Consider the following 18,820-nt stretch of genomic DNA (forward strand, 5'->3'; position numbering starts at 1 on the left):
TTACTACGATGGGTATGATTAAGGCCGTAACGAAAGCTTAACCATCACGATGCCGTGATCAGTACTCTCGCTGTCTCGTTCATAAATAGGATTAATCAAATGGCGATCATAGCAATGGTAATCGCTGACTTCGAACAGGCTTGAATGGTGCTCTGCATCAAATTCACATGAGAGCAGGATGTAATCCAGCACGGAACCTTTAGCATAGTAATAGTAGCTTGCGGGACGGCCAGTCTCTGCTTGGAAAGAGTCGGTTGCTTGAAAATAATCAGTCGCCCGGTAAAGGTCCCATGCATCCTTCAGACGATATTTGGCTAACAATAATTCGCTTTCGGCATCAGATTTCTGTCGCAAAGATCGCGTTAACAAATGAGATAATACACCACCATCCAGACTGTCATTAAAGTCACCCATCAATATCATGGGGTATCCGGTACGTTCGCGGCGCTCGATCATATTGGTAAAAAGTAATGCGGCCTCGGTACCGCGCTGCATCGCGGATCCCCAGTTACCGGATATTTCCGTTTTCAGCGCCTGAGCGATGAGGGTAGATTTAGCAGAGTTATCATCTGCACTGTCTTGCTCCAGCATCGGACGCTTTGATTTGAAATGCACAACGTAGCAATCACATCGGCCAATATAAGGAAGCTCAATGGTTGCGCGCAGCGGCTGGCGGCTGAAAGCAAAATCTTCCTTCAGGCCCATCGCAACAGCAAGCTCGGTGTCGGGAGTGACGGCTGATAATTCAGCAATAGGGTAGCGGGAAGCTATCGCCACCACAGGGCTTTGATAAATATAATCGCTAATGATTTCTGCCTCGTCGATCACGGCAAAATGCTCATACCCCTGTTTATGAACTAACTGCTGCAGTGACTCGGGGCTGAATACCTCCTGAAAACCAATCACATCGGGCTGATGCTCTGCTAGGTAACGACTGATCCATCCCTGCTTTTTCTGCCATTGCTCCTGGCTGTAGATCCTATCAAACTCATAAAAAGCCGAAGGTGGCTCGAGATAATTAAATAAGTTAAAAGTTGCGACCTTAATGGTGCAGGCTGGATTTGAGCTGGGCGTATTATCTTGTAGCAAATCAGAAGTCTCGGTAGCAGTATGAAACTGAGGGTTATTATACTGATTGGTATTATAACTGAAATGGTCAAGATCCGTCATCCCTGGCTGGCTTGAGACTGACATCGAGAGATAAAGTCAGCTTGAAATAATCAATCTATCGCCCCACAGAAGGTAATAGACCAGGGATCCATTATGCACGGAATTATTCTGTTATGAAGAACATTGCTAGTATGTAAGCCCTTCAAATTTGATCGTAATTGGGTACCAGGAATAGTGCTTCTATTTCAGATTATTATTTACAACGTTTTATTTACAGCTTGATATGTGCGTAGTGGAGTATATTGTGGTGAAGGAATATACTTTCTGAACCCGCTATCGCGAAGATGGAGTTTGCACCCATGACTAAACCTGATCCTAAAAAGCCATTCAAACATATTCGCACTACGGACATTAGAGGGATTGCCCAATTGGCAACTCAAGCCACGATGGGCGTGACTCGTGTTGCAGAAGGCGTGCACCAGTCGGTATTGAGTACATTGGGCGTTCCCGGTGGTAAAGCACAGGGGCAGACCCGCGGCATTACAGGTTTGGTCTACAAGAGTATCCTCAATATCACGCAGTTACTGGGAAAAGGGGGCGATGCGGTACTGGTAAAGCTACAACCCCAGCTAGAATCACTTGATAGCGACAAACCCGGAACACCCCAGCGCGAAGCTGTACTCGCGGCACTTAATGGCCTGGTCGGTGATCGACTGGTTGCCAGTAACAATCCGTTTGCAACGCCCATGACCTTGCGCTATCAGCGCAAAGCGTTGAATTGGCAGTCTATGTTGTCAAGATCAGATGCGGTGTTGTCAAGCTCAGAAGTTAAGTCATCAAAGTGTGAGGCTGAGTCGCTAATGCCTGAAGCGACGGGCAAGATCGTGCTGATTATTCATGGTTTGTGTATGAATGATCTGCAGTGGTGCGTGCAGCATGAAGAGCAGATGGTCGACCATGGTGAAGCCCTCGCTTCGGCTCTGGGTTATACCCCGGTTTATCTGCGCTATAATACCGGCTTACATACGTCGCAAAATGGGCGTGAACTTTCGGCACAGCTGGAACAGCTGATCACACACTGGCCCACGCCGATTGAAGAGCTGACCGTGGTGGCCCATAGCATGGGCGGTTTGTTGACCCGCAGTGCGGTTCACTATGCGAATCAAGCGTCTTTACACTGGCCTGAGTGCCTGAAAAATATCGTGTTTCTTGGCACACCACATCATGGTGCTCCGCTGGAGCGGGCTGGAAATTGGGTGGACGTGATTTTGGGCAGTACGCCTTACACTGCGCCTTTTTCCGCGCTTAGCGGGCTGCGAAGTGCCGGCATTACCGATCTGAGGCATGGTCATGTCGTGGACGAAGACTGGCATGGTCACGACCGTTTTCACCGTAAACCGGATAACCGTCAAATTATACCTTTGCCTGAGGGAGTGGCTTGCTATACCGTTGCAGCGACCACGGCAGCCAAACGCAGTACATTGGCCGATCGCCTGATTGGCGATGGCCTGGTGCCGCTACACAGTGCGTTGGGTATGCATAACGATACCCAGCGAAACCTGGAGTTTGAAGAAGCATCGCAGTGGATTTTCTACAGCATGAACCACATGGAGTTATTGAGCAGACCCGAGGTGACCCGTCAGCTGGTGCAGTGGCTGACACCGATACAAGACTAAGGTTTGGGTATATGGTTTAGCACTTTGCTTGGCGTTGCAAAAAACCGGGCACAGCAGCTTTTGCCTTGCGTGAGACTTCTTGCATCAAAGAGAAAGAAGGGGCAGATAGTTGATACTGCTTATCCATATCCTCTAACATCAGTAGCCACAGTTTTGCCGTCACCTCTGAATCGGCCAATGCCCGGTGAAAGACGCCATCATTATCGATGTTCTTGTATTCAACTAAACTGCCAAGTTTATGATTAGGCGCGTGCGGGTAAAGACGTCTCGCAATCAGCATCGAACAAGCAAACTCACCACCATAATTACGCTGAATATTATTCAGCTCGGCATCAAGAAAGCGCTGGTCAAACGAAGCGTTATGAGCGACTAAATTGTAATCACCGATAAAATCAGCAAACTGATCCATGACTTCATCACAAGGCGGGGCCGTTCGTAGCATGTTATTGGTAATGCCGGTATAGCGTTCAATAAAACTGCTTACCCGAAAGCCTGGATTCATTAGCTGTTGAAAGCGATCAACCACTTCTCCCTGTTCTATCAATACCGCACCAATCTCAATTGCGCGATCCCCTTGATTTGGCGATAAGCCGGTGGTTTCAAAATCGAGCACGATGACGGTGTTTGCAGTTTGGGATGTTGTCACGATAGAAAGCCTGTTTGTCTTAAGTTCTTTAGAAGTACGTATTGTATAACGTCGAAATGCAGAGTTCACGTATCTTGAAGCGGTTTGGGGATCTATGCGATGGCAGTGATATGAAGCCAGTTATATAGCGCCAGATATGCATGGTGTTATATGTGTTGGTGGTATTTATCGCTCTATTGTTGATGCGTTAAACATTCCTTGCGTGAATTAAATTCATATTATATATGGCTGACACTTGCCGTGTTGGAGCTAAATAATGAGTTAATATTTATTTACATATTTTATGCTGTATATTTCAAAGTGTGACGGGGTATGTTGATTGTGATCATGCATCTGTGCTTCTGGGTGGGTAATACTGCCGCGCAGTAACCTAGAGGCGTTATACATGACAATAAAAAATTCATTGGTATCACAGCTATTGACTCGTCGAAAGTTTATGAAAACTTCGGCAGCAGTCACAGGCGCGGCGGCTGCCGCAAGCTCATTGACTCTCCCATTTAAAGCTCAAGCGGAGTCTGCAGAAGCAAGCCTGTCTAAGGAAGAATCTATTAAGTACAGTGCCTGTTTGGTTAACTGTGGCAGTCGTTGCCCATTTAAAGTGCATGTGAAAGACGGCGTTGCCGTGAAAATTTCGCCTGAAGATGGTGTTAATGAGGCTATTTTTGGCCAACATCAGATCCGCCCGTGTTTACGTGGACGCTCGGCACGCTGGCGTACCTATAACCCTGATCGTTTGAAATACCCGATGTTACGTGTAGGAAAACGAGGGGAAGGAAAATTCAAGCGTATCAGCTGGGATGAAGCAACCACTATTGTGGCGAAAGAGCTGCGTAGTGTCATCGATACTCATGGTAATGAAGCTATCTATTACCAATATGGTTCAGGAACAACGGGCGCAAACTTGCAGGGACGAAATACCTGTAAACGCCTGCTAAACCTTGCCGGTGGTTTTCTGGATATGCACAACACCTATTCAGAAGCTCAGCTGAACACTATTCAGCCATACGTGTTTGGACAAGCAAAAAACATTTACGGCACCGAACAACAAACCTTGTTTGCTGAAATTAAAAACTCTGATTTAGTGGTTATGTTTGGTCAGAACCTGGCAGAAACACGCATGTCGGGTGGCGGGCAAATCGCTGAAATCTACGATGCATTAGCGCAAAGCAACGCGAAAGTGATCATCATTGATCCCCGTCGTACCGACAGTGTGACAGCATTCGACAGCGAATGGCTGCCAATTCGCCCGGGTACAGATGCGGCGCTGGTTGCAGCAATCGGTTATACCCTGATTAAAGAAGATTTAATCGATGACGAGATGTTGAAGCAATATACCGTCGGCTGGGATGAAAAAACCTTGCCGGCAAGCGCTTCAACCAATGCTTCATACAAATCATATATTCTTGGTCATGGCAGTGATAACACAGCCAAAACACCCGAGTGGGCCAGTGAACTGACCGGCATTCCGGCCAATCGCATTAAGCAGCTAGCGCGTGAAATTGCCAATGCGAAAGCCGCCTGGATTTCACAAGGCTGGGGTGTTCAGCGTACCCAAACCGGTGAGCATGCCGCTCGTGCCATCATGATGTTACCTATCATGACGGGTCAGTTTGGTCGTCCAGGTACGAACATTGGTACTTGGGGGGGAAGCGTAGGCTACCCACTGTCAGGCCTGGCGATCCCAAATCCGGTTAAGGTGTCTATTCCATGCTTCCTATGGACAGACGCGATTGTACGCGGCACAGAGATGACTGCGGCAGCCGACTACATTAAAGGTAAAGATCGCCTTAGTTCTAATATTAAATTCCTTTGGAACTATGCAAGTAATATCTCGGGTAACCAACATTCAGATCTTAACCGTACCCATGAAATCCTGACCGATGAATCACTGTGTGAGTTCAATCTAGTATGGGATAACCATATGACAGCATCGGCAAAATATGCCGATTTACTGTTGCCTGACGTGTCGACGTTAGAATCTGATGATTTAATCAACAACTCTTACCAATCGGGCTCTTATCACTATCTGGTTCGTTTACAACAAGCTGTTGAACCAATGTGGGAAAACAGAGCGACCTATGATGTTCTGGCCGAGATTGCAGACAAAATGGGCTTGAAAGAACAATTCACTGAAGGACGCACGTACCAGCAGTGGGTTGAGCATGCATACAACGAAGTACGTAAGCGTGAGCCACAGCTACCGTCATTTGCTGAAACCGATGGCATGGGCATTATTGACCGCCGTATCGCAGATAGCAGTAAACATATTGCCTTGAAAGATTTCCGTGATAACCCGACTGGCAATCCGTTGAATACTCCTTCGGGAAAAATCGAAATCTACTCTGAGGCATTGGCTCAGGTCGCGAAAGAAAGAGAAATCATGCCGGGGGATAAGATCACCCCAATTCCAGAATATCACCCTGCCATTGAAGGTATTGAAGACCATGCCATGCTGGAGAAATATCCACTGCAGCTGACAGGCTTCCATACCAAAGGTCACTGTCACTCAACGTATTCGTCAGTTGCTCAGCTACGAGAAGCTGCGCCAGATGCAGTCTGGATGAATTCGCTTGATGCTCAAAGTCGAAACATCAAAAACGGCGATATTGTCGAGCTTTACAATGATCGTGGTCGTATGCGGATGCCGGCAAAAGTCACGGCTCGTATTATGCCCGGTACTGTCGCTGCGCCTGAAGGTGCATGGGCAAAAACAAATAAAGAAGGGGTTGATGTTGGTGGCTGTATAAATCGCCTTACCACTCAACGACCAACCGCTTTGGCGAAAGGTAACCCGCAACATACCAATCTGGTTGAGATCAAGCGTGTCTAAGGAGATGAAATAAATGAAGCAGTATGGTTTTTATGTTGACTCCTCTAAGTGCACTGGCTGTAAAACCTGTCAGGTAAGTTGTAAGGATGAAAAAGATCTGGATGTGGGGCCTAAATTCCGCCGCGTCTATGAATATGGTGGTGGTATCTGGCAAAAGCAGGGCAATGCATGGGTGCCGGATGTCTTTAACTATTACCTTTCTATTTCTTGTAACCATTGTGCAGAGCCAGCCTGTGTATCAGGTTGTCCGACAGGCGCAATGCATAAGCGCAAAGAAGATGGTCTGGTCGTTGTTGATCAGGATGCGTGTGTCGGGTGTCGTTATTGTGAAATGCGTTGCCCGTACGGCGCACCTCAGTTTGATACCGAGAAGAAAGTGATGACCAAGTGCGATGGTTGTTATGAGCGAGTTGCTGAAGGACTAAAGCCCGTTTGTGTTGATTCTTGTCCACAACGCGCATTGGATTTTGACGATATCGAAATCATACGTGAGCGTTATGGTAACGAGAATGCCATTGCACCACTACCGGATCCGGCTCTGACACGCCCAAGCTTTGTTATTAAGCCTCACTCAAATGCAAGGCCAACCGGCGATGAGTCCGGTGAAATCCAAAACCCGGAAGAGGTATAAGATGCACGAACTACCATTAGTCTTTTTTACTGTTTTTGGCCAGGCTGCGGTGGGTATTTTCCTGCTGTCATTCCTGACTTTCAGCATGGGGCATATCACGTCTGCCCAACTTAAAGTTGCCAACCTGAGTGCGACAGTGCTACTTGCAATCGGTTCGGCGATTGGTGGTCTGCATATGGGCCAGCCTTTACGAGCGTTAAACCTACTGGCAGGCCTAGGGCGATCGCCAATGAGTAACGAAATCGTTCTCAGCGGTGTTTTCTTTGCATGTGCGGGTGCAACTGTATTGCTTTCACTGAAAAGCGAACAGGAAAAGCTACGCAAATTATGTAATGCCTTAACGGTTATCAGCGGCCTTTTGTTTGCGTGGTCGATTACTCAGGTCTATCAGCTGACAACGGTTGCTAGTTGGGATACAGCACATACCTCGTTACAAATGTGGCTGACGGTACTGGTGACTGGCGGTATGTTTGCGGTGCTGTTTGGCGCGAAGAAAATCGGTGCTGTGGCAGCATCCGTCGGGGTACTGATATCGATCGCGTCAAAACCGGATTACATTGGTTTTGTGACAGAGCAAGTGCCAGCTTTAGCGGCCCAGCAGCATACATTGTGGGGTATTCAGGCAGTGACGCTGGTCATTGGCATGGCTATTTGTCTGATTGCACTTGTTCGTAGCAACACAATGAAACCGGCTCTTATGTGCGGTGCAGCTGCGGTACTTGTCGGGGAGTTGATTGGCCGAATTGCTTTCTACAACCTGTGGGCAATTCCTATGTAATACCGATTGGTATCGTGTCCATCAATATGATTCAGCCAGCCGCGGGTTGGCTGAATCACATTTACTTTCAAATTCAGAATGAGTGAGACCCTGATGATAGCTGTAGTTCCCCGGATCTTAGGCACGCTATTTTATTATTCGCCAGACAAAGAGCCTGCAAGCCAGATGTTACCTGCCGTGGCAGAATTACCCGAATTTTTTAGCTGGCAACAGATTGAAACCGTACAACCACTTTGCCAGTTAGCAGGGAATATTGCTCCTGCTGCGTTAATTCATGATTATTCAGTACTGTTTGAAGGTTTAGGTGACATGCCTGCACCACCCTGGGGCTCTGTGTACCTGAATAGTGAAAACATGGTGATGGGAGAGTCGACCCAGGCCTACCGAACCATATTGGCCAGAGAATCGCTGGCGATGGATACCGGAATGAACGAGCCTGAAGATCAGTTCGGATTGATGTTGTTAGCGCTGGCGGCATTGCTGGAAGCTGAGAAGTCGGACGCAGCCGCCGAACTGATAGAGCACCATTTGCTGCCTTGGGCTTTTCGTTATCTTGATTTAGTTGAGCAAGCACCGGTAGAAAGCCCGTTTTATCCAATGCTGGCTAAAATCACCCGTCATTATCTCTGTGATATTCAGCAGCTGCTAGCGCTGACGCCGCCGACTGTTCAGTTATACCGTTGATGAAGAAAGAAAAATATTATCAAGCCTATCTTGATCATAATACTATCAGCAGGCGGGGGCTATTCCGTGGTTTGCTGAAGGGTATGAATAAAAGCCATCAGCTTGCGGATCAATACCAGCCTGTTGATGATCGGGTGCGGCCACCGGGAATGACGGACCCGGCGTTGTTTTTACACCGCTGTACAGGGTGTGGCGACTGTGAACGGTCATGCCCGGAAGGGCTTATTATTATGCAAGATAATAAGCCTGAGCTTGATTTTACGGCTAGTTATTGTTCACGTTGTGAAGCATGTGCTCATGCTTGCCCTACGGGGGCGTTGCAAACCGGTGAAGCCAAGATTATGGCACGCCCTGTAGTTTCAGCACGCTGCCATAATACTTTTGCATACTGCGCCAGTTGTGCCGACAGCTGTCAGCGATCAGCGATAGAGTGGCGGGGGCAGCAATCACCGATCGTCGATCCTGATAAGTGTGATGGGTGTGGAGAATGCGCCTTTGAATGCCAGCCGAAAGCCATCACGATGGCACTTCAACTGCCTGGCTAGTTGTCGACTTACCGCAAGGTGAGGCTATTTATCCCTTCTGTTGGCGGGTTTTGATTCATTGAGAAACTGTTTCTGGGCTTTATTCATTGCCTTGATGCGTGAGGTGATCGCCCCGTTGATGCTTTTAAACGGGTATCGCTGCTTTGAATCCTGTTCGCCCATTTCCAGCCCGGTAAGTAGCGTCATGACCTGATCGACATGCTCGACGGCCCAAATATGAAAGGTTCCCTCAGCGACGGCCTGACGTATCTCTTCATCAACCATCAGGTGGACAAGATTGGTTTTGGGGATGATCACACCTTGTTCCCCCGTTAATCCGCTGGCGTTGCAGATCTCAAAGAAGCCTTCGATTTTTTCATTGACCCCGCCGATGGCCTCGATATTACCTTGCTGGTCGATGGCACCAGTGAGAGAGATATTCTGTTTCAGCGGGATCTGGGCGATGGCGGACAACAAGGCACAGAGCTCTGCAGCCGAAGCACTGTCACCATCAATCATGCCGTAAGACTGCTCAAAGGTCAGGGTGGCGGTAAAAGAGAGGGGCAGCATTTGCTCATACCGTTCGCGCAAGAAAGCCGTTAAGATCATCACTCCCTTGGAGTGGCTCGGACCACTTAAATCGACTTCGCGCTCAATATTAATCACTTTGCCTTGCCCCAGGTGTACGGTGGCCGTGATCCGGCAGGGGCGACCAAACATGTTTTCATCCACGCTTACCACCGCGAGTCCGTTAACCTGACCCACTTTATTGCCGCTGGTTTCTATTACACTGATCCCGCGATGAATATTTTCCGTAATGCGTTCTTTAAGGTAACCCGTTCGGTATTGCCTTGCTTTAACGGCCTGCTGTACTGCCTGAGCGTCGATCTGGTTATGGTTTTGCTGCTCGGCCCAGTAGTTGGCTTCCAGTAATAAACTCTTTAGATTGCCTCGATGCAGGGTCAGCTTTTCGCCATCTTCCATTTGCCGGGCGGAAAACTCGATCACTTTTGCGATTGCGGTGCGGTCCAGTGGCCGGGTATTTTCTTCGGTTTGCAGCAACTTGATAAATTGACTATAGAGTTGGCATGATTGGGGATCACGATTGATCTCTTCTGAGCAGTCGGCCTGTACTTTAAACAGCTGAGAAAAGTCCGGATCATATTGTTTGAGCAGGTAATACATCATCCGATCCCCCATCAGGATCACTTTCACATCTAGCGGAATGATCTCCGGCTCCAGAGAAGCGATGGTGTTGATACTGAGGAACTGTTCGAGAGGTTGGATCCTGAGCTCTTTAGAAAGTAAGGTGCGTTTAAACACGTCCCAGACAAAAGGCTTGTTCAATAGCTGAATAATATCGATAAGCAGGTAGCCACCGTTGGCTCGGTGGAATGCGCCGGGCTTGATCAATGTGAAGTTAGTAACAAAGGTACCGAACTCGCCCCGATGTTCGATGCTTCCCACTAAATTCACATAGCTGGGGTTGTCTTCATAAATAATGGGTGTCCGCTCAGCCTTACTGTTATCGACAATGATGTTGATTTCATAGGCGGTGAAGGGGTCAAAGGTGACCTTATGACCACTATAGACTTCGACTTCTGTTTCAAGGGTGCCGCTAAAGAGCTTAATGTTATCGAGGACATGTTCCTTAAGGCTGGTGATGTAGTCGTTTACGGTTTTAATTGCCAGCATATCTTCTGGTAAATGCCCGGTAAGGTAGTCGAGCGTCATACCGACAAATTCACGCTCTAGCTGCTCTTTTTTGTCCCTCATGTCCTGATCCCATAACGGAACCTGGTTGAGCAGATTGACCAGAAGCATTCGCAGCTCTTCGATCGATTTATCAATCGCTTTCTGCTCTTTGACTGGCAGTACGGTAAACTCACTTTTAGTGATTACTTTACCGTCTCTTTCCGGTTGGATAAGGTAGCCAGTTTTAGATTTTTTTAACACGCAGCCCTGTTTGTTTGCTTTATGTTCGATGGCTTGGAATGCGGCAATCTCCCTTGCATTTAATTCATTTTGCAGCTGATCGGTACGACGGGTAAAATCTTCACTTTGCAACTGCGAAGGAATGGTATTTCTCAGCTCCTCAATCAGTTGTTTTATTTTACGCCGCAGCCGTTTTCCCATACCTGCAGGTAATTGCAGAGCCGTAGGTTTATTGGGTTCGCGGAAATTATTGACATAACACCAGTCAAAAAGCGCCTTATCCTTATCGTGATGCTCGGCAAGAAGCTGTTGTGTCATGGCGTGTTTACCCAACCCGGTTGAGCCCATGACATAGATATTGAATCCGCTTGATGGGATACCAATTCCTAATTTTACGGCTTCAATCGCGCGGTCGAGCCCGAGAGGACTGGTGATCGGTTCGATTTCATCCGTGGTTTCAAAATCAAAGATCTCGGGATCACAGGCATGAAAGAGCTCGGTGGCATTGAGCTTTTTTGCTTCCGTCAGCGGGGCAGGGTTGCCGCTATGACAGCTACCAACCACCTTATTCTGCTGATTGACTGTTGGCGGTATCTCTTTCATTGGCGTGCGCCATCGGCTAATAGGGATTATGGTGTATATCGCTAAGTATACTAATCGATAGTATTTTTTTCTGAGTTTAATTAAGAGTTTAAAATTCGTCAGTTTCTCCTATCCTTTATTAGGAGGCCAATATGATTGAATTTGACAAGCTATCCGATTTTTTCTCTGTTTTTTATGACTTTAAACCCAATGATGAGATTATTTACCTGGATTTTCACCTTCATACCACGGCATCGGACGGTTTTAATACCACGCCATTTTTTCTTGAATTCTTGAAGGATAAAAAACATCTCATTTCTATCACCGATCATAATGAGATCAGGGGAGCGGTGGCGGTTTCTGATGCCGGAATCAAAAATGTACCTGGTATCGAATTGGGCTGTGAGGATGGTTTTGAGATCCTGGTTTACTTCAGACAGATCAAGGATCTTGAAGAATTCTATATTCAGGAGGTCGAGGGCAGTAAGCATCCCTACAGAATGGCCAGAACCAACAAAGATATTCACTATTTTCTCGATTTGCTGGAAGAAAGGGAGTGTCATATCTCAATTCCCCACATCAACGGTCTTGCGCAGAAAAATTACCTCAAGAACAAGACGTATATTAAAAGTGTTCTCAAAAGGGTCGATGCTGTGGAGACCTATAATCATGCACTGCCAAAGAGAAGGAACATTAATGCTCAGATCATAAGGAATCGATATGAACTGGAGGCAACTTTTGGCAGCGATGCCCATATTAACCGTGAGCTGCTCTCTTTCTTCCGCGTGCTTAACCGGGAGGAAAAACTACATCAGCGATTGATGGATAACCTTTACAAGTTGCCGATGATTTCAGGGCTGGCACATAAGCACCTGGTACACATGATAAAAAAGAGGGAGTAAGCTGGTTTGGGTATATCTGCATGTCGGGCTGAGGGCGAACCAGATGGTTCGCCTTTGCGTTTTACCTGTTTTTATACTTTCTCGTTTTTGGGCTGAATAGGTCGGGCAGGGTTTCCGGCTCTTTTCTAAAGGTTTTATGGCTAACCTTTCTGTGTTTACTGACTTGCCTAAGCAAAGACTTAATCTCTTTTTTATTGTTCGTATTTTTGGTTCATTACATTAGAACCTATAAATCCTGGCACTTAGAATATCGTGCGGAGTCTACTGTAATAATTGCATATAATCGTCAGCCATAAACTTCACTTCAAGATAAGATTGATACGTGAAGTAAGTCAATACCGTGAGTCCTATCGTCACTACAATTTTCCATCTCAGCGTTATGTTCGGGGACATCCAAACCAAAGGTAGTGCAAAAGGCCCGACAATAAAGATGACCAATATGACAAACGACTTTTTTTGATACCACTTATCAGTATTCATTTCTTTCAAGATACTTCCTAATTAACTAATCAAAACGTACTCATCATTAGAGTAGCAATAGAGATGAAAGTTCGTTTATAGCATGGCACTATTGATAGGCGCTCAGAACTTAAAATGAAACAACCTTATCAGCCCATTCGACCATTTTCACCTCATGTCCTTGCTTTAAGCGCACCCCATTCCATGCTGTTTCCGGCTCATTTCTTTCAATTATCATAATCAGCCTCATACATTCACCTCTTTGACTAATTGAATACCCCAATGGTATGGCTTCAGAATTTTACTGTTACCACGAAAATCTAAATTTAACCCATCTGATGCACTGAGTATCTGGTCTTCATCTGGCCGAGTATCAATAGCGGGGCCACGTGGGGTAGGAATGTCCTTTCTCCAGTGAATAATTGCAACAATGCCACCATCTATGAGGATGCGTGATGCTTCTTCAAGAAACTTTCTTTTCTCACTGCAGTGAAGGATATTAAAAAGTAACACCATATCGGCACTATTAGATTCAAGCCCCGTGCCTTGTTCAAGAATATCTCGCAAGCCGAACGTTATATTTAATAAACCAGCCTTTCGAGCATTTCTTTGTGCAATTTCAATCATTGATGGCTCAATATCAAAAGTATAAATATCACTGGCTGATCTCTTTGCGAGTGGCACGGTAAATGTGCCATAGCCGCAACCAATCTCGACGATTGTGGCAGCTTTTTTAGGGAGAGCCAGCCACTCAATAATGCTTCCTATATTGAATAGGCTGTTCCAGTAGATTTCTTCTGGCATCCCGCTGTCTTCGACTTTCATCTTTTTCCCCTTATGTTCATCTAACACCCACAATAAGGTGTGCGTTAGCACCACCTTGATTGCTTGTAAGCATACAAGTCTCATTAACAATCGGACAGATTTGTACTAACTTAGTGTTGACCCGTCTACAGGTCTAGGCTTGATAATCTTGTCTCGGTTAAAGAAAGAGAGCGACCTATGCTAACTGTCAGTCAATTGGCAAAAAACTATCATGTATCACGAACCACTATCCTCTATTACGAACGAGCTGGAATATTTTCACCAACCTGTCGCTCAGAGAATGGTTATCGATGGTACGGTGATAAGGAAATTAAAAGACTCGAAGCAATACTTGCTTATCGTTCTTTTGGTGTGCCAATTACAAACATAGCACCTCTCCTTGACCGACAAGATGATATGGCACAAGAGCAGATTTTGCGTGACCAATTTAATTCTCTTGAACAAGAGATACAGAAATTACGTCAACAACAAAAAGCTATTGTCATGCTATTAGAGCAACCAACATTACTGGAGCAAAACATGGTAAATAAAGCACGCTGGGTCGAGATTATGAAAGCTGCGGGTCTTAATGAGCAAGATATGAAGAATTGGCACAAACAATTCGAGAAAATGGAGCCAGATGCTCATCAAGAATTCCTAGAATCACTAAGTATTGATGCTGAGGAGATCAGAAAAATTCGAGGCTGGTCACAAGCATGAGTTAAGTTAGTCGTGCGACTCAATTGTTGGGTCGCACGCGTAACATTGTATTGAACAATCTGAGTTAGTACATCACACCGCGATGCAGCACCACACATAATTAGAAGTTCAACCACAAAAAAGATGATGCTGTTTTTGTTCTTAGAACACGACAACGGCATGACAATAAATAGTCGGTTTTATCTGATCCAGTAGCGTACTTCTTGCATATCAAGAAAGGCTTTAGCATTGTTACCGTGCAACATCGCAATCGTGCTTAAAATCCCCGCTTGCACGCAATTACTGCCAGCTACCGTCACCTGAGCCGGTCCACCGGAGACCGGCCAACCCGTGCGCGGGTTCAAAATATGGCTATAGCGAATATTATCTTTCAATAAATAACGGTGAGCATCGCCGCTGGTGGCAAGGCCGCCCTGACGCAATATTAAAAAGCCACGTTTAGCTGAGCCTTTTGTTGACTCAAATCCAACTGACCAGCTTTCGCCCGAAACTTTAGGTTTACTCACTGCAAGATCACCACCAAAATTTACCAGCACCGAAAGAGCAGGGGCTAACCTGGCAAGTTCGGTGGCAACGCGATCGACGGCGTACTCTTTTCCAATACCGCCAAAATCGATCTCCATTCCACCCGGTACGATAATCGTATTGGCGTCAAAAGATATTTTCTCCCACCCGATATTGGGAAGAAGCCGATCAATTTGCTGCTGTGATGGCACATTGTCACTACCATCAAACTTCCAAGCGTTTCTAAGCACGCCAGAAGTAAGGTCAAACAATCCACCGCTAATCTCAAAACAGGTATCGGCAAAACTCAGCAAACTGAATGTTTCGGGATCTATCGACACCGGTTTTCCGTTACTGTGGTTGATCTGATAACACAAATTATCCGACCGGTATCGGCTGAACTTAGTTTCAATATCTGCTGTTATTTGCTGGGCACAATCAAGCAGCTCTTTTGCAAAGGAGTATTCGCAAGGTTCAATCAGAACTTCACATAAACTGGCCATCGCGGTGAAAGTTCCGTGCCAATGGCCATTTTTCCGTTCCAGTCGGTTTATGAGAGTATCCATGCTATTCGCTTAAAAGTGATAATTTAGCTGAAGAATAACAGCTTGCACATCCGGATACAGATCAAGTCCAGAAAGTTGCCCTGGCGCACTAAAGCCAGCATCTTCAGGCTGCTGCATGTAGTACTCAAGCCGCACCGACACTTCCTGGCTATTATTAAGCAACATGCCGTATTTTAGCCCAACGGTATAGGTGTTCATTTTACCTAAGCGATAATCGGCACTTGCGTAAGTTGGTACTGATTCACCTTCCATCAGGAACGGCGCATAAAAATCCGCCTCTGATTGGCGATAAAAACGCAGATGTGGTTCCAGATAATGTCCCGATCCAAACTGATAGTTATACCGGAAATCGATGGTATGAGATTGTATTTCCCAATCATCAAACATATAGCGATAACCAATATCTAATACCTGTCCATTCAAATAAGCTTTGGTTTGCCAAAACAGAGCGTGTTTGGTTCGTGAGTCGGGTCGATTTTCATAAAGGTGCCGTTGTGCTGCGCCTTCATCATCAACCACACTGATAAGTTTGAATGGATCGGTTAGGTAACCATCGACCTGAGCAAAGCTATAGTTCAATGAAGTAATTAACCCGCGATTAATTACCTGACTGACACCAAAGTTGAGCTCTGTGGTAGTTTTGGTATCGCTAGTTTCGCCTCGCGTGGCATTAAAAGCTTCTCGATACGCCGCTTCAGAAGCAAAGTCTTCTCGTAACACCATTGCAGTCAGTGGTTCAGGGATCCCCCCCTCCGGCTCAATGGTATCGAAGTATCCGCCGAGCCCCATCGTGAGTACGGTGTTATTTTGATTTAATGAACGACTAAATCCAATATTGGCTCCCAGTGATAAGTAGTCATACTCTTTACTGATATGAACTCCGGTAGACCAATCCCAATCTCTGTTGATTGGTGACGTCCAGCCTGCATTTAACTGTACCCGCGTATCCTGGAAAGTATCATCTAGCGGCGTATCACCGGGGGCGACCGTATAGCTACCATTGCCGGAAGGACGGGTAAAAGTTTGCGCTTCATTCTGTGGTACAGCGCCGTTTGGCGACGCACCAGTGAGTGAATCCACCGTCAGTTTCAGACTCAATATCTGATCATCACCATTGGTTTGGGTAGCGCCAAACATCCCTTCGAGAGCGCTAACACGGTTGTCTCCCTCACCGTAATACATAATTGCGGTATCATAATCCCACTCAGCTGCCGTGTTATCTTCTTCTGCTTGCACGGTGGGATTGAGTAAAACTTGGCTAGCAACCGCTAAGGCTCCGCTGATCTTTCCCAGTTTGTTTAATTGCATCCGCAACCTCCTGCAGCACTTCCCCGTCCGCCACTGCTGGCTTCTTTACTGAAATAAATATGATCATCAAAGCTTTTATCGATCTCATTGGCTTGCAGCTCCATTCGGGGATCTGCCAACTGATCTCGCTCCCAAGGTTTTACTCCCAAGTTACTACACGAACAAAGAAACCCTAAGCTTCCGATCAGAAGCAGCCTCTTAATAACAAGCATGAACACTCCTTGTGTAACCATCGCTGGTAATGTTAATTCTTGAGAAGTTGTGAAATCTGTTGTTTTAGCTCTGCGCTCTGGCTTGTTTTAAAGCCAAGATGTTGACCAACAATTTCACCATCTTTAATGAGATAACTGGTAGGCATTCCCGGCACCTGATAGGCGCTAGCAATATTGCCATCGGGATCATACACAACGGTAAAGTCTGCGGGATTATCCCCTAAAAATTGCTCGGCTTTACTGCGGTCTGCATCAACGTTGACCGCGACAACTGTCAGTCCCTTACTTCCAAATTCAGTTTGCAACTGGTTCATAAACGGGAAAGAGTAGCGGCAAGGGGTACACCAACTTGCCCAAAAGTCGAGATAAACCCAGCCCTGCTTAGATAACGCGACCAATGATGTTGCCGGTTGATTCATTGATGCCGGGATAACAAAATCAGGCGCTGATTTCGGTGATGCTGAGGAAAAGAAACTGGATAAGACAAGGGTTAATGCAACCAACCCAAAAGGTAGTTTGTTCATAAGGCAATCCTTGCTGTTAACTTGTAACAAAGCGTAACAATATTAGCTTGTTACAAAAAGCCCAAGAATTCAACAAATTCACAACGCTTAATTCAGCTTTTCTCGTTGGCAATACAGGTAAATATGTTGAGTTAGTTCATTTTAGTACTTGAGCAGGAAATGGCAGTGTCCTCCTTACTTTATGAAAAGAAACAAATTAATATACGAACTACTTCACATGGCGTTTAGGAGTTCGTAAGGCATTGAAACATTTTGATTTCAATTTACTCAGAGTGCTTGAGGTGCTGCTGGAGGAGCAAAGCGTAACGGCTGCTGCATCGCGATTACACCTTAGCCAATCAGCGGTAAGTAAGCAGCTTGCTAGACTTAGAGAAACGTTTGACGATCAATTGTTTGAACGAACAGCCCATGGGTTGAGAGCAACCCCTAGAGCAATGCAATTGGTTCCCGAATTACGCCAGGTTTTGAAACAACTTGAGCAACTTACACGTCCTAGCATATTTGAACCTTCACTGAGTCAAAGAAAGTTTCGGATCCAGCTGGTGGAAACCGCTTATTCCCTGACATACCCATTGTTTATGCCCGATTTGCTTCGTCTAGCGCCTCACGTTAGTCTGAATAGCCAAACATGGAATGATGGAAGTTTAGATAAGCTACTTAAGTGTGAAATTGATATGGGGATCACTTGCCGAGAGTGGGATGACCGTTCTCCTGTACATATGTGTAATATCCCGGAAGAGCTGAGTTATGTTGAGTTAGTGCGTGACCATCCTATATGTATGGTAAGAAGGCATCACCCCTTACTCAACGAGGAATGGAACCTTGATACATTTTTAAAATATCGCCATATACAAGTCACCTTTGGTGGGTTAGAGCACTGGTTACTTGACGATGTATTGAATATCCAACAGCGGTATCGTGACATTGCCGTCAATATGACAGACTTTCATTGTGCGATGCGATTATGTGAGCAAAGTGATTTAATTCTGTGTGCCCCAGCTAAATATGCATCAGAAATGGCAAAACACTATGAACTCCATACTCTAAATATTCCAACTAGATTGGAGCCAGGTGCATATGTTTTGCTTTGGCACAAACATTTTAATCTAGATCCCAGTCATTGCTGGTTGCGGGAGTTAATCGTCAACAGCGTTAATAAGGCGATCTCTTAACCACAAAAATACGGATTTAGTCATAAATGAAGATATGCGAAATTGCTTATTCTGTGTTAGCCATTCTCTAAATAGAACCACTATTCACTCAAATGGCTGCCTTGCCTAAAAGCCAATGAATTCTCGCTGAACTCTGCATCTTGAGGTAGCTTGGGTATATACGGAATCGCCTGAATTCATTGTAACGAGTCGTGCTTGGAATTACTGTGATTTCAGGGCGGCTTAAGGTAATCAAGCATCCCCTAAAGCCCTC

The 18,820-nt window shown here is 45.9% G+C and carries 17 protein-coding genes; 9 read left to right on the top strand and 8 right to left on the bottom strand.

Annotated elements, in window-relative coordinates; translation table 11 throughout:
* Positions 1-18: 18 nt before the first annotated feature.
* Entirely contained in the window at positions 19-1,194 is a 1,176-nt protein-coding gene (locus tag L4D76_RS03745) for an endonuclease/exonuclease/phosphatase family protein (RefSeq protein ID WP_428439599.1), read from the bottom strand.
* 275 nt (positions 1,195-1,469) lie between these two features.
* On the opposite strand from L4D76_RS03745, the gene L4D76_RS03750 reads away from it, so the two are divergent.
* Positions 1,470-2,786: an esterase/lipase family protein gene (locus L4D76_RS03750; protein WP_428439600.1), complete on the top strand. Its 1,317-nt coding sequence runs from the start codon at positions 1,470-1,472 to the stop codon at positions 2,784-2,786.
* A 16-nt stretch (positions 2,787-2,802) separates the two neighbouring features.
* Here the strand turns inward: L4D76_RS03750 and L4D76_RS03755 are convergent, their stop codons facing one another.
* Entirely contained in the window at positions 2,803-3,432 is a 630-nt protein-coding gene (locus L4D76_RS03755) for a 3'-5' exonuclease (protein WP_428439601.1), read from the bottom strand.
* A 385-nt stretch (positions 3,433-3,817) separates the two neighbouring features.
* Between L4D76_RS03755 and L4D76_RS03760 the strand changes: the two genes are divergently transcribed.
* The 5 genes from L4D76_RS03760 to L4D76_RS03780 all read left to right on the top strand — a co-directional run bounded on the left by L4D76_RS03760 (position 3,818) and on the right by L4D76_RS03780 (position 8,900).
* The gene (locus tag L4D76_RS03760; protein WP_428439602.1) at positions 3,818-6,262 is read left to right on the top strand and encodes a DMSO/selenate family reductase complex A subunit; all 2,445 of its coding nucleotides are present in this window, start codon (positions 3,818-3,820) and stop codon (positions 6,260-6,262) included.
* Between the two features lie 13 nt (positions 6,263-6,275).
* Entirely contained in the window at positions 6,276-6,893 is a 618-nt protein-coding gene (locus L4D76_RS03765; RefSeq protein WP_428439603.1) for a DMSO/selenate family reductase complex B subunit, read from the top strand.
* Position 6,894: 1 nt separating this feature from the next.
* A complete protein-coding gene (locus tag L4D76_RS03770; protein WP_428439604.1) occupies positions 6,895-7,671 on the top strand; it encodes a dimethyl sulfoxide reductase anchor subunit family protein in 777 nt (258 codons plus the stop codon).
* 93 nt (positions 7,672-7,764) lie between these two features.
* Positions 7,765-8,355, top strand: coding sequence for a molecular chaperone TorD family protein (locus L4D76_RS03775; protein ID WP_428439605.1), 591 nt, complete (start codon positions 7,765-7,767; stop codon positions 8,353-8,355).
* On the top strand, positions 8,355-8,900 hold the full coding sequence (locus L4D76_RS03780; protein ID WP_428439606.1) for a 4Fe-4S binding protein: 546 nt from the start codon (positions 8,355-8,357) through the stop codon (positions 8,898-8,900). Before L4D76_RS03775 ends, L4D76_RS03780 begins: the two co-directional genes overlap by 1 nt.
* 24 nt (positions 8,901-8,924) lie before the next feature.
* On the opposite strand, the gene L4D76_RS03785 is transcribed toward L4D76_RS03780, so the two are convergent.
* A complete protein-coding gene (locus L4D76_RS03785; RefSeq protein ID WP_428439607.1) occupies positions 8,925-11,417 on the bottom strand; it encodes a Lon protease family protein in 2,493 nt (830 codons plus the stop codon).
* A 131-nt stretch (positions 11,418-11,548) separates the two neighbouring features.
* Here L4D76_RS03785 and L4D76_RS03790 point away from each other — a divergent pair, with 131 nt between their 5' ends.
* Complete coding sequence (locus L4D76_RS03790; protein ID WP_428439608.1) at positions 11,549-12,298, top strand: PHP domain-containing protein; 750 nt, start codon at positions 11,549-11,551, stop codon at positions 12,296-12,298.
* A 705-nt stretch (positions 12,299-13,003) separates the two neighbouring features.
* Here L4D76_RS03790 and L4D76_RS03795 read toward each other — a convergent pair.
* Positions 13,004-13,582: a class I SAM-dependent methyltransferase gene (locus tag L4D76_RS03795; protein ID WP_428439609.1), complete on the bottom strand. Its 579-nt coding sequence runs from the start codon at positions 13,580-13,582 to the stop codon at positions 13,004-13,006.
* 177 nt (positions 13,583-13,759) lie between these two features.
* On the opposite strand from L4D76_RS03795, the gene L4D76_RS03800 reads away from it, so the two are divergent.
* Positions 13,760-14,281 (top strand): MerR family transcriptional regulator, encoded by a 522-nt coding sequence (locus L4D76_RS03800; protein ID WP_428439610.1) that lies wholly within the window; start codon positions 13,760-13,762, stop codon positions 14,279-14,281.
* A 179-nt stretch (positions 14,282-14,460) separates the two neighbouring features.
* Here the strand turns inward: L4D76_RS03800 and L4D76_RS03805 are convergent, their stop codons facing one another.
* The 4 genes from L4D76_RS03805 to L4D76_RS03820 are packed head-to-tail and all read right to left on the bottom strand — an operon-like array spanning position 14,461 to position 17,395.
* Complete coding sequence (locus tag L4D76_RS03805; RefSeq protein WP_428439611.1) at positions 14,461-15,351, bottom strand: FAD:protein FMN transferase; 891 nt, start codon at positions 15,349-15,351, stop codon at positions 14,461-14,463.
* A gap of 9 nt (positions 15,352-15,360) precedes the next feature.
* Positions 15,361-16,659: a DUF3570 domain-containing protein gene (locus L4D76_RS03810; protein ID WP_428439612.1), complete on the bottom strand. Its 1,299-nt coding sequence runs from the start codon at positions 16,657-16,659 to the stop codon at positions 15,361-15,363.
* Positions 16,650-16,871, bottom strand: a complete 222-nt coding sequence (locus L4D76_RS03815; RefSeq protein WP_428439613.1) for a DUF4266 domain-containing protein — start codon at positions 16,869-16,871, stop codon at positions 16,650-16,652. Before L4D76_RS03815 ends, L4D76_RS03810 begins: the two co-directional genes overlap by 10 nt.
* A gap of 32 nt (positions 16,872-16,903) precedes the next feature.
* Positions 16,904-17,395, bottom strand: a complete 492-nt coding sequence (locus L4D76_RS03820; RefSeq protein WP_428439614.1) for a TlpA family protein disulfide reductase — start codon at positions 17,393-17,395, stop codon at positions 16,904-16,906.
* Between the two features lie 242 nt (positions 17,396-17,637).
* On the opposite strand from L4D76_RS03820, the gene L4D76_RS03825 reads away from it, so the two are divergent.
* Positions 17,638-18,567 carry a LysR family transcriptional regulator gene (locus L4D76_RS03825; protein ID WP_428439615.1) on the top strand — a complete coding sequence of 310 codons (930 nt, stop codon included), beginning with the start codon at positions 17,638-17,640 and terminating at the stop codon, positions 18,565-18,567.
* Positions 18,568-18,820 lie beyond the last annotated feature (253 nt).

Origin of the sequence: Photobacterium sagamiensis, assembly GCF_050337085.1 — a bacterium.
GTDB lineage: Bacteria > Pseudomonadota > Gammaproteobacteria > Enterobacterales > Vibrionaceae > Photobacterium > Photobacterium sagamiensis.

Bases quoted from the DNA above. Each gene is read 5' to 3' on its own strand.
- L4D76_RS03745 (WP_428439599.1), bottom strand. From the start codon at position 1,194: ATGTCAGTCTCAAGCCAGCCAGGGATGACGGATCTTGACCATTTCAGT.
- L4D76_RS03750 (WP_428439600.1), top strand. From the start codon at position 1,470: ATGACTAAACCTGATCCTAAAAAGCCATTCAAACATATTCGCACTACG.
- L4D76_RS03760 (WP_428439602.1), top strand. From the start codon at position 3,818: ATGACAATAAAAAATTCATTGGTATCACAGCTATTGACTCGTCGAAAG.
- L4D76_RS03765 (WP_428439603.1), top strand. From the start codon at position 6,276: ATGAAGCAGTATGGTTTTTATGTTGACTCCTCTAAGTGCACTGGCTGT.
- L4D76_RS03770 (WP_428439604.1), top strand. From the start codon at position 6,895: ATGCACGAACTACCATTAGTCTTTTTTACTGTTTTTGGCCAGGCTGCG.
- L4D76_RS03775 (WP_428439605.1), top strand. From the start codon at position 7,765: ATGATAGCTGTAGTTCCCCGGATCTTAGGCACGCTATTTTATTATTCG.
- L4D76_RS03780 (WP_428439606.1), top strand. From the start codon at position 8,355: ATGAAGAAAGAAAAATATTATCAAGCCTATCTTGATCATAATACTATC.
- L4D76_RS03785 (WP_428439607.1), bottom strand. From the start codon at position 11,417: ATGAAAGAGATACCGCCAACAGTCAATCAGCAGAATAAGGTGGTTGGT.
- L4D76_RS03790 (WP_428439608.1), top strand. From the start codon at position 11,549: ATGATTGAATTTGACAAGCTATCCGATTTTTTCTCTGTTTTTTATGAC.
- L4D76_RS03795 (WP_428439609.1), bottom strand. From the start codon at position 13,582: ATGAAAGTCGAAGACAGCGGGATGCCAGAAGAAATCTACTGGAACAGC.
- L4D76_RS03800 (WP_428439610.1), top strand. From the start codon at position 13,760: ATGCTAACTGTCAGTCAATTGGCAAAAAACTATCATGTATCACGAACC.
- L4D76_RS03805 (WP_428439611.1), bottom strand. From the start codon at position 15,351: ATGGATACTCTCATAAACCGACTGGAACGGAAAAATGGCCATTGGCAC.
- L4D76_RS03810 (WP_428439612.1), bottom strand. From the start codon at position 16,659: ATGCAATTAAACAAACTGGGAAAGATCAGCGGAGCCTTAGCGGTTGCT.
- L4D76_RS03815 (WP_428439613.1), bottom strand. From the start codon at position 16,871: ATGCTTGTTATTAAGAGGCTGCTTCTGATCGGAAGCTTAGGGTTTCTT.
- L4D76_RS03820 (WP_428439614.1), bottom strand. From the start codon at position 17,395: ATGAACAAACTACCTTTTGGGTTGGTTGCATTAACCCTTGTCTTATCC.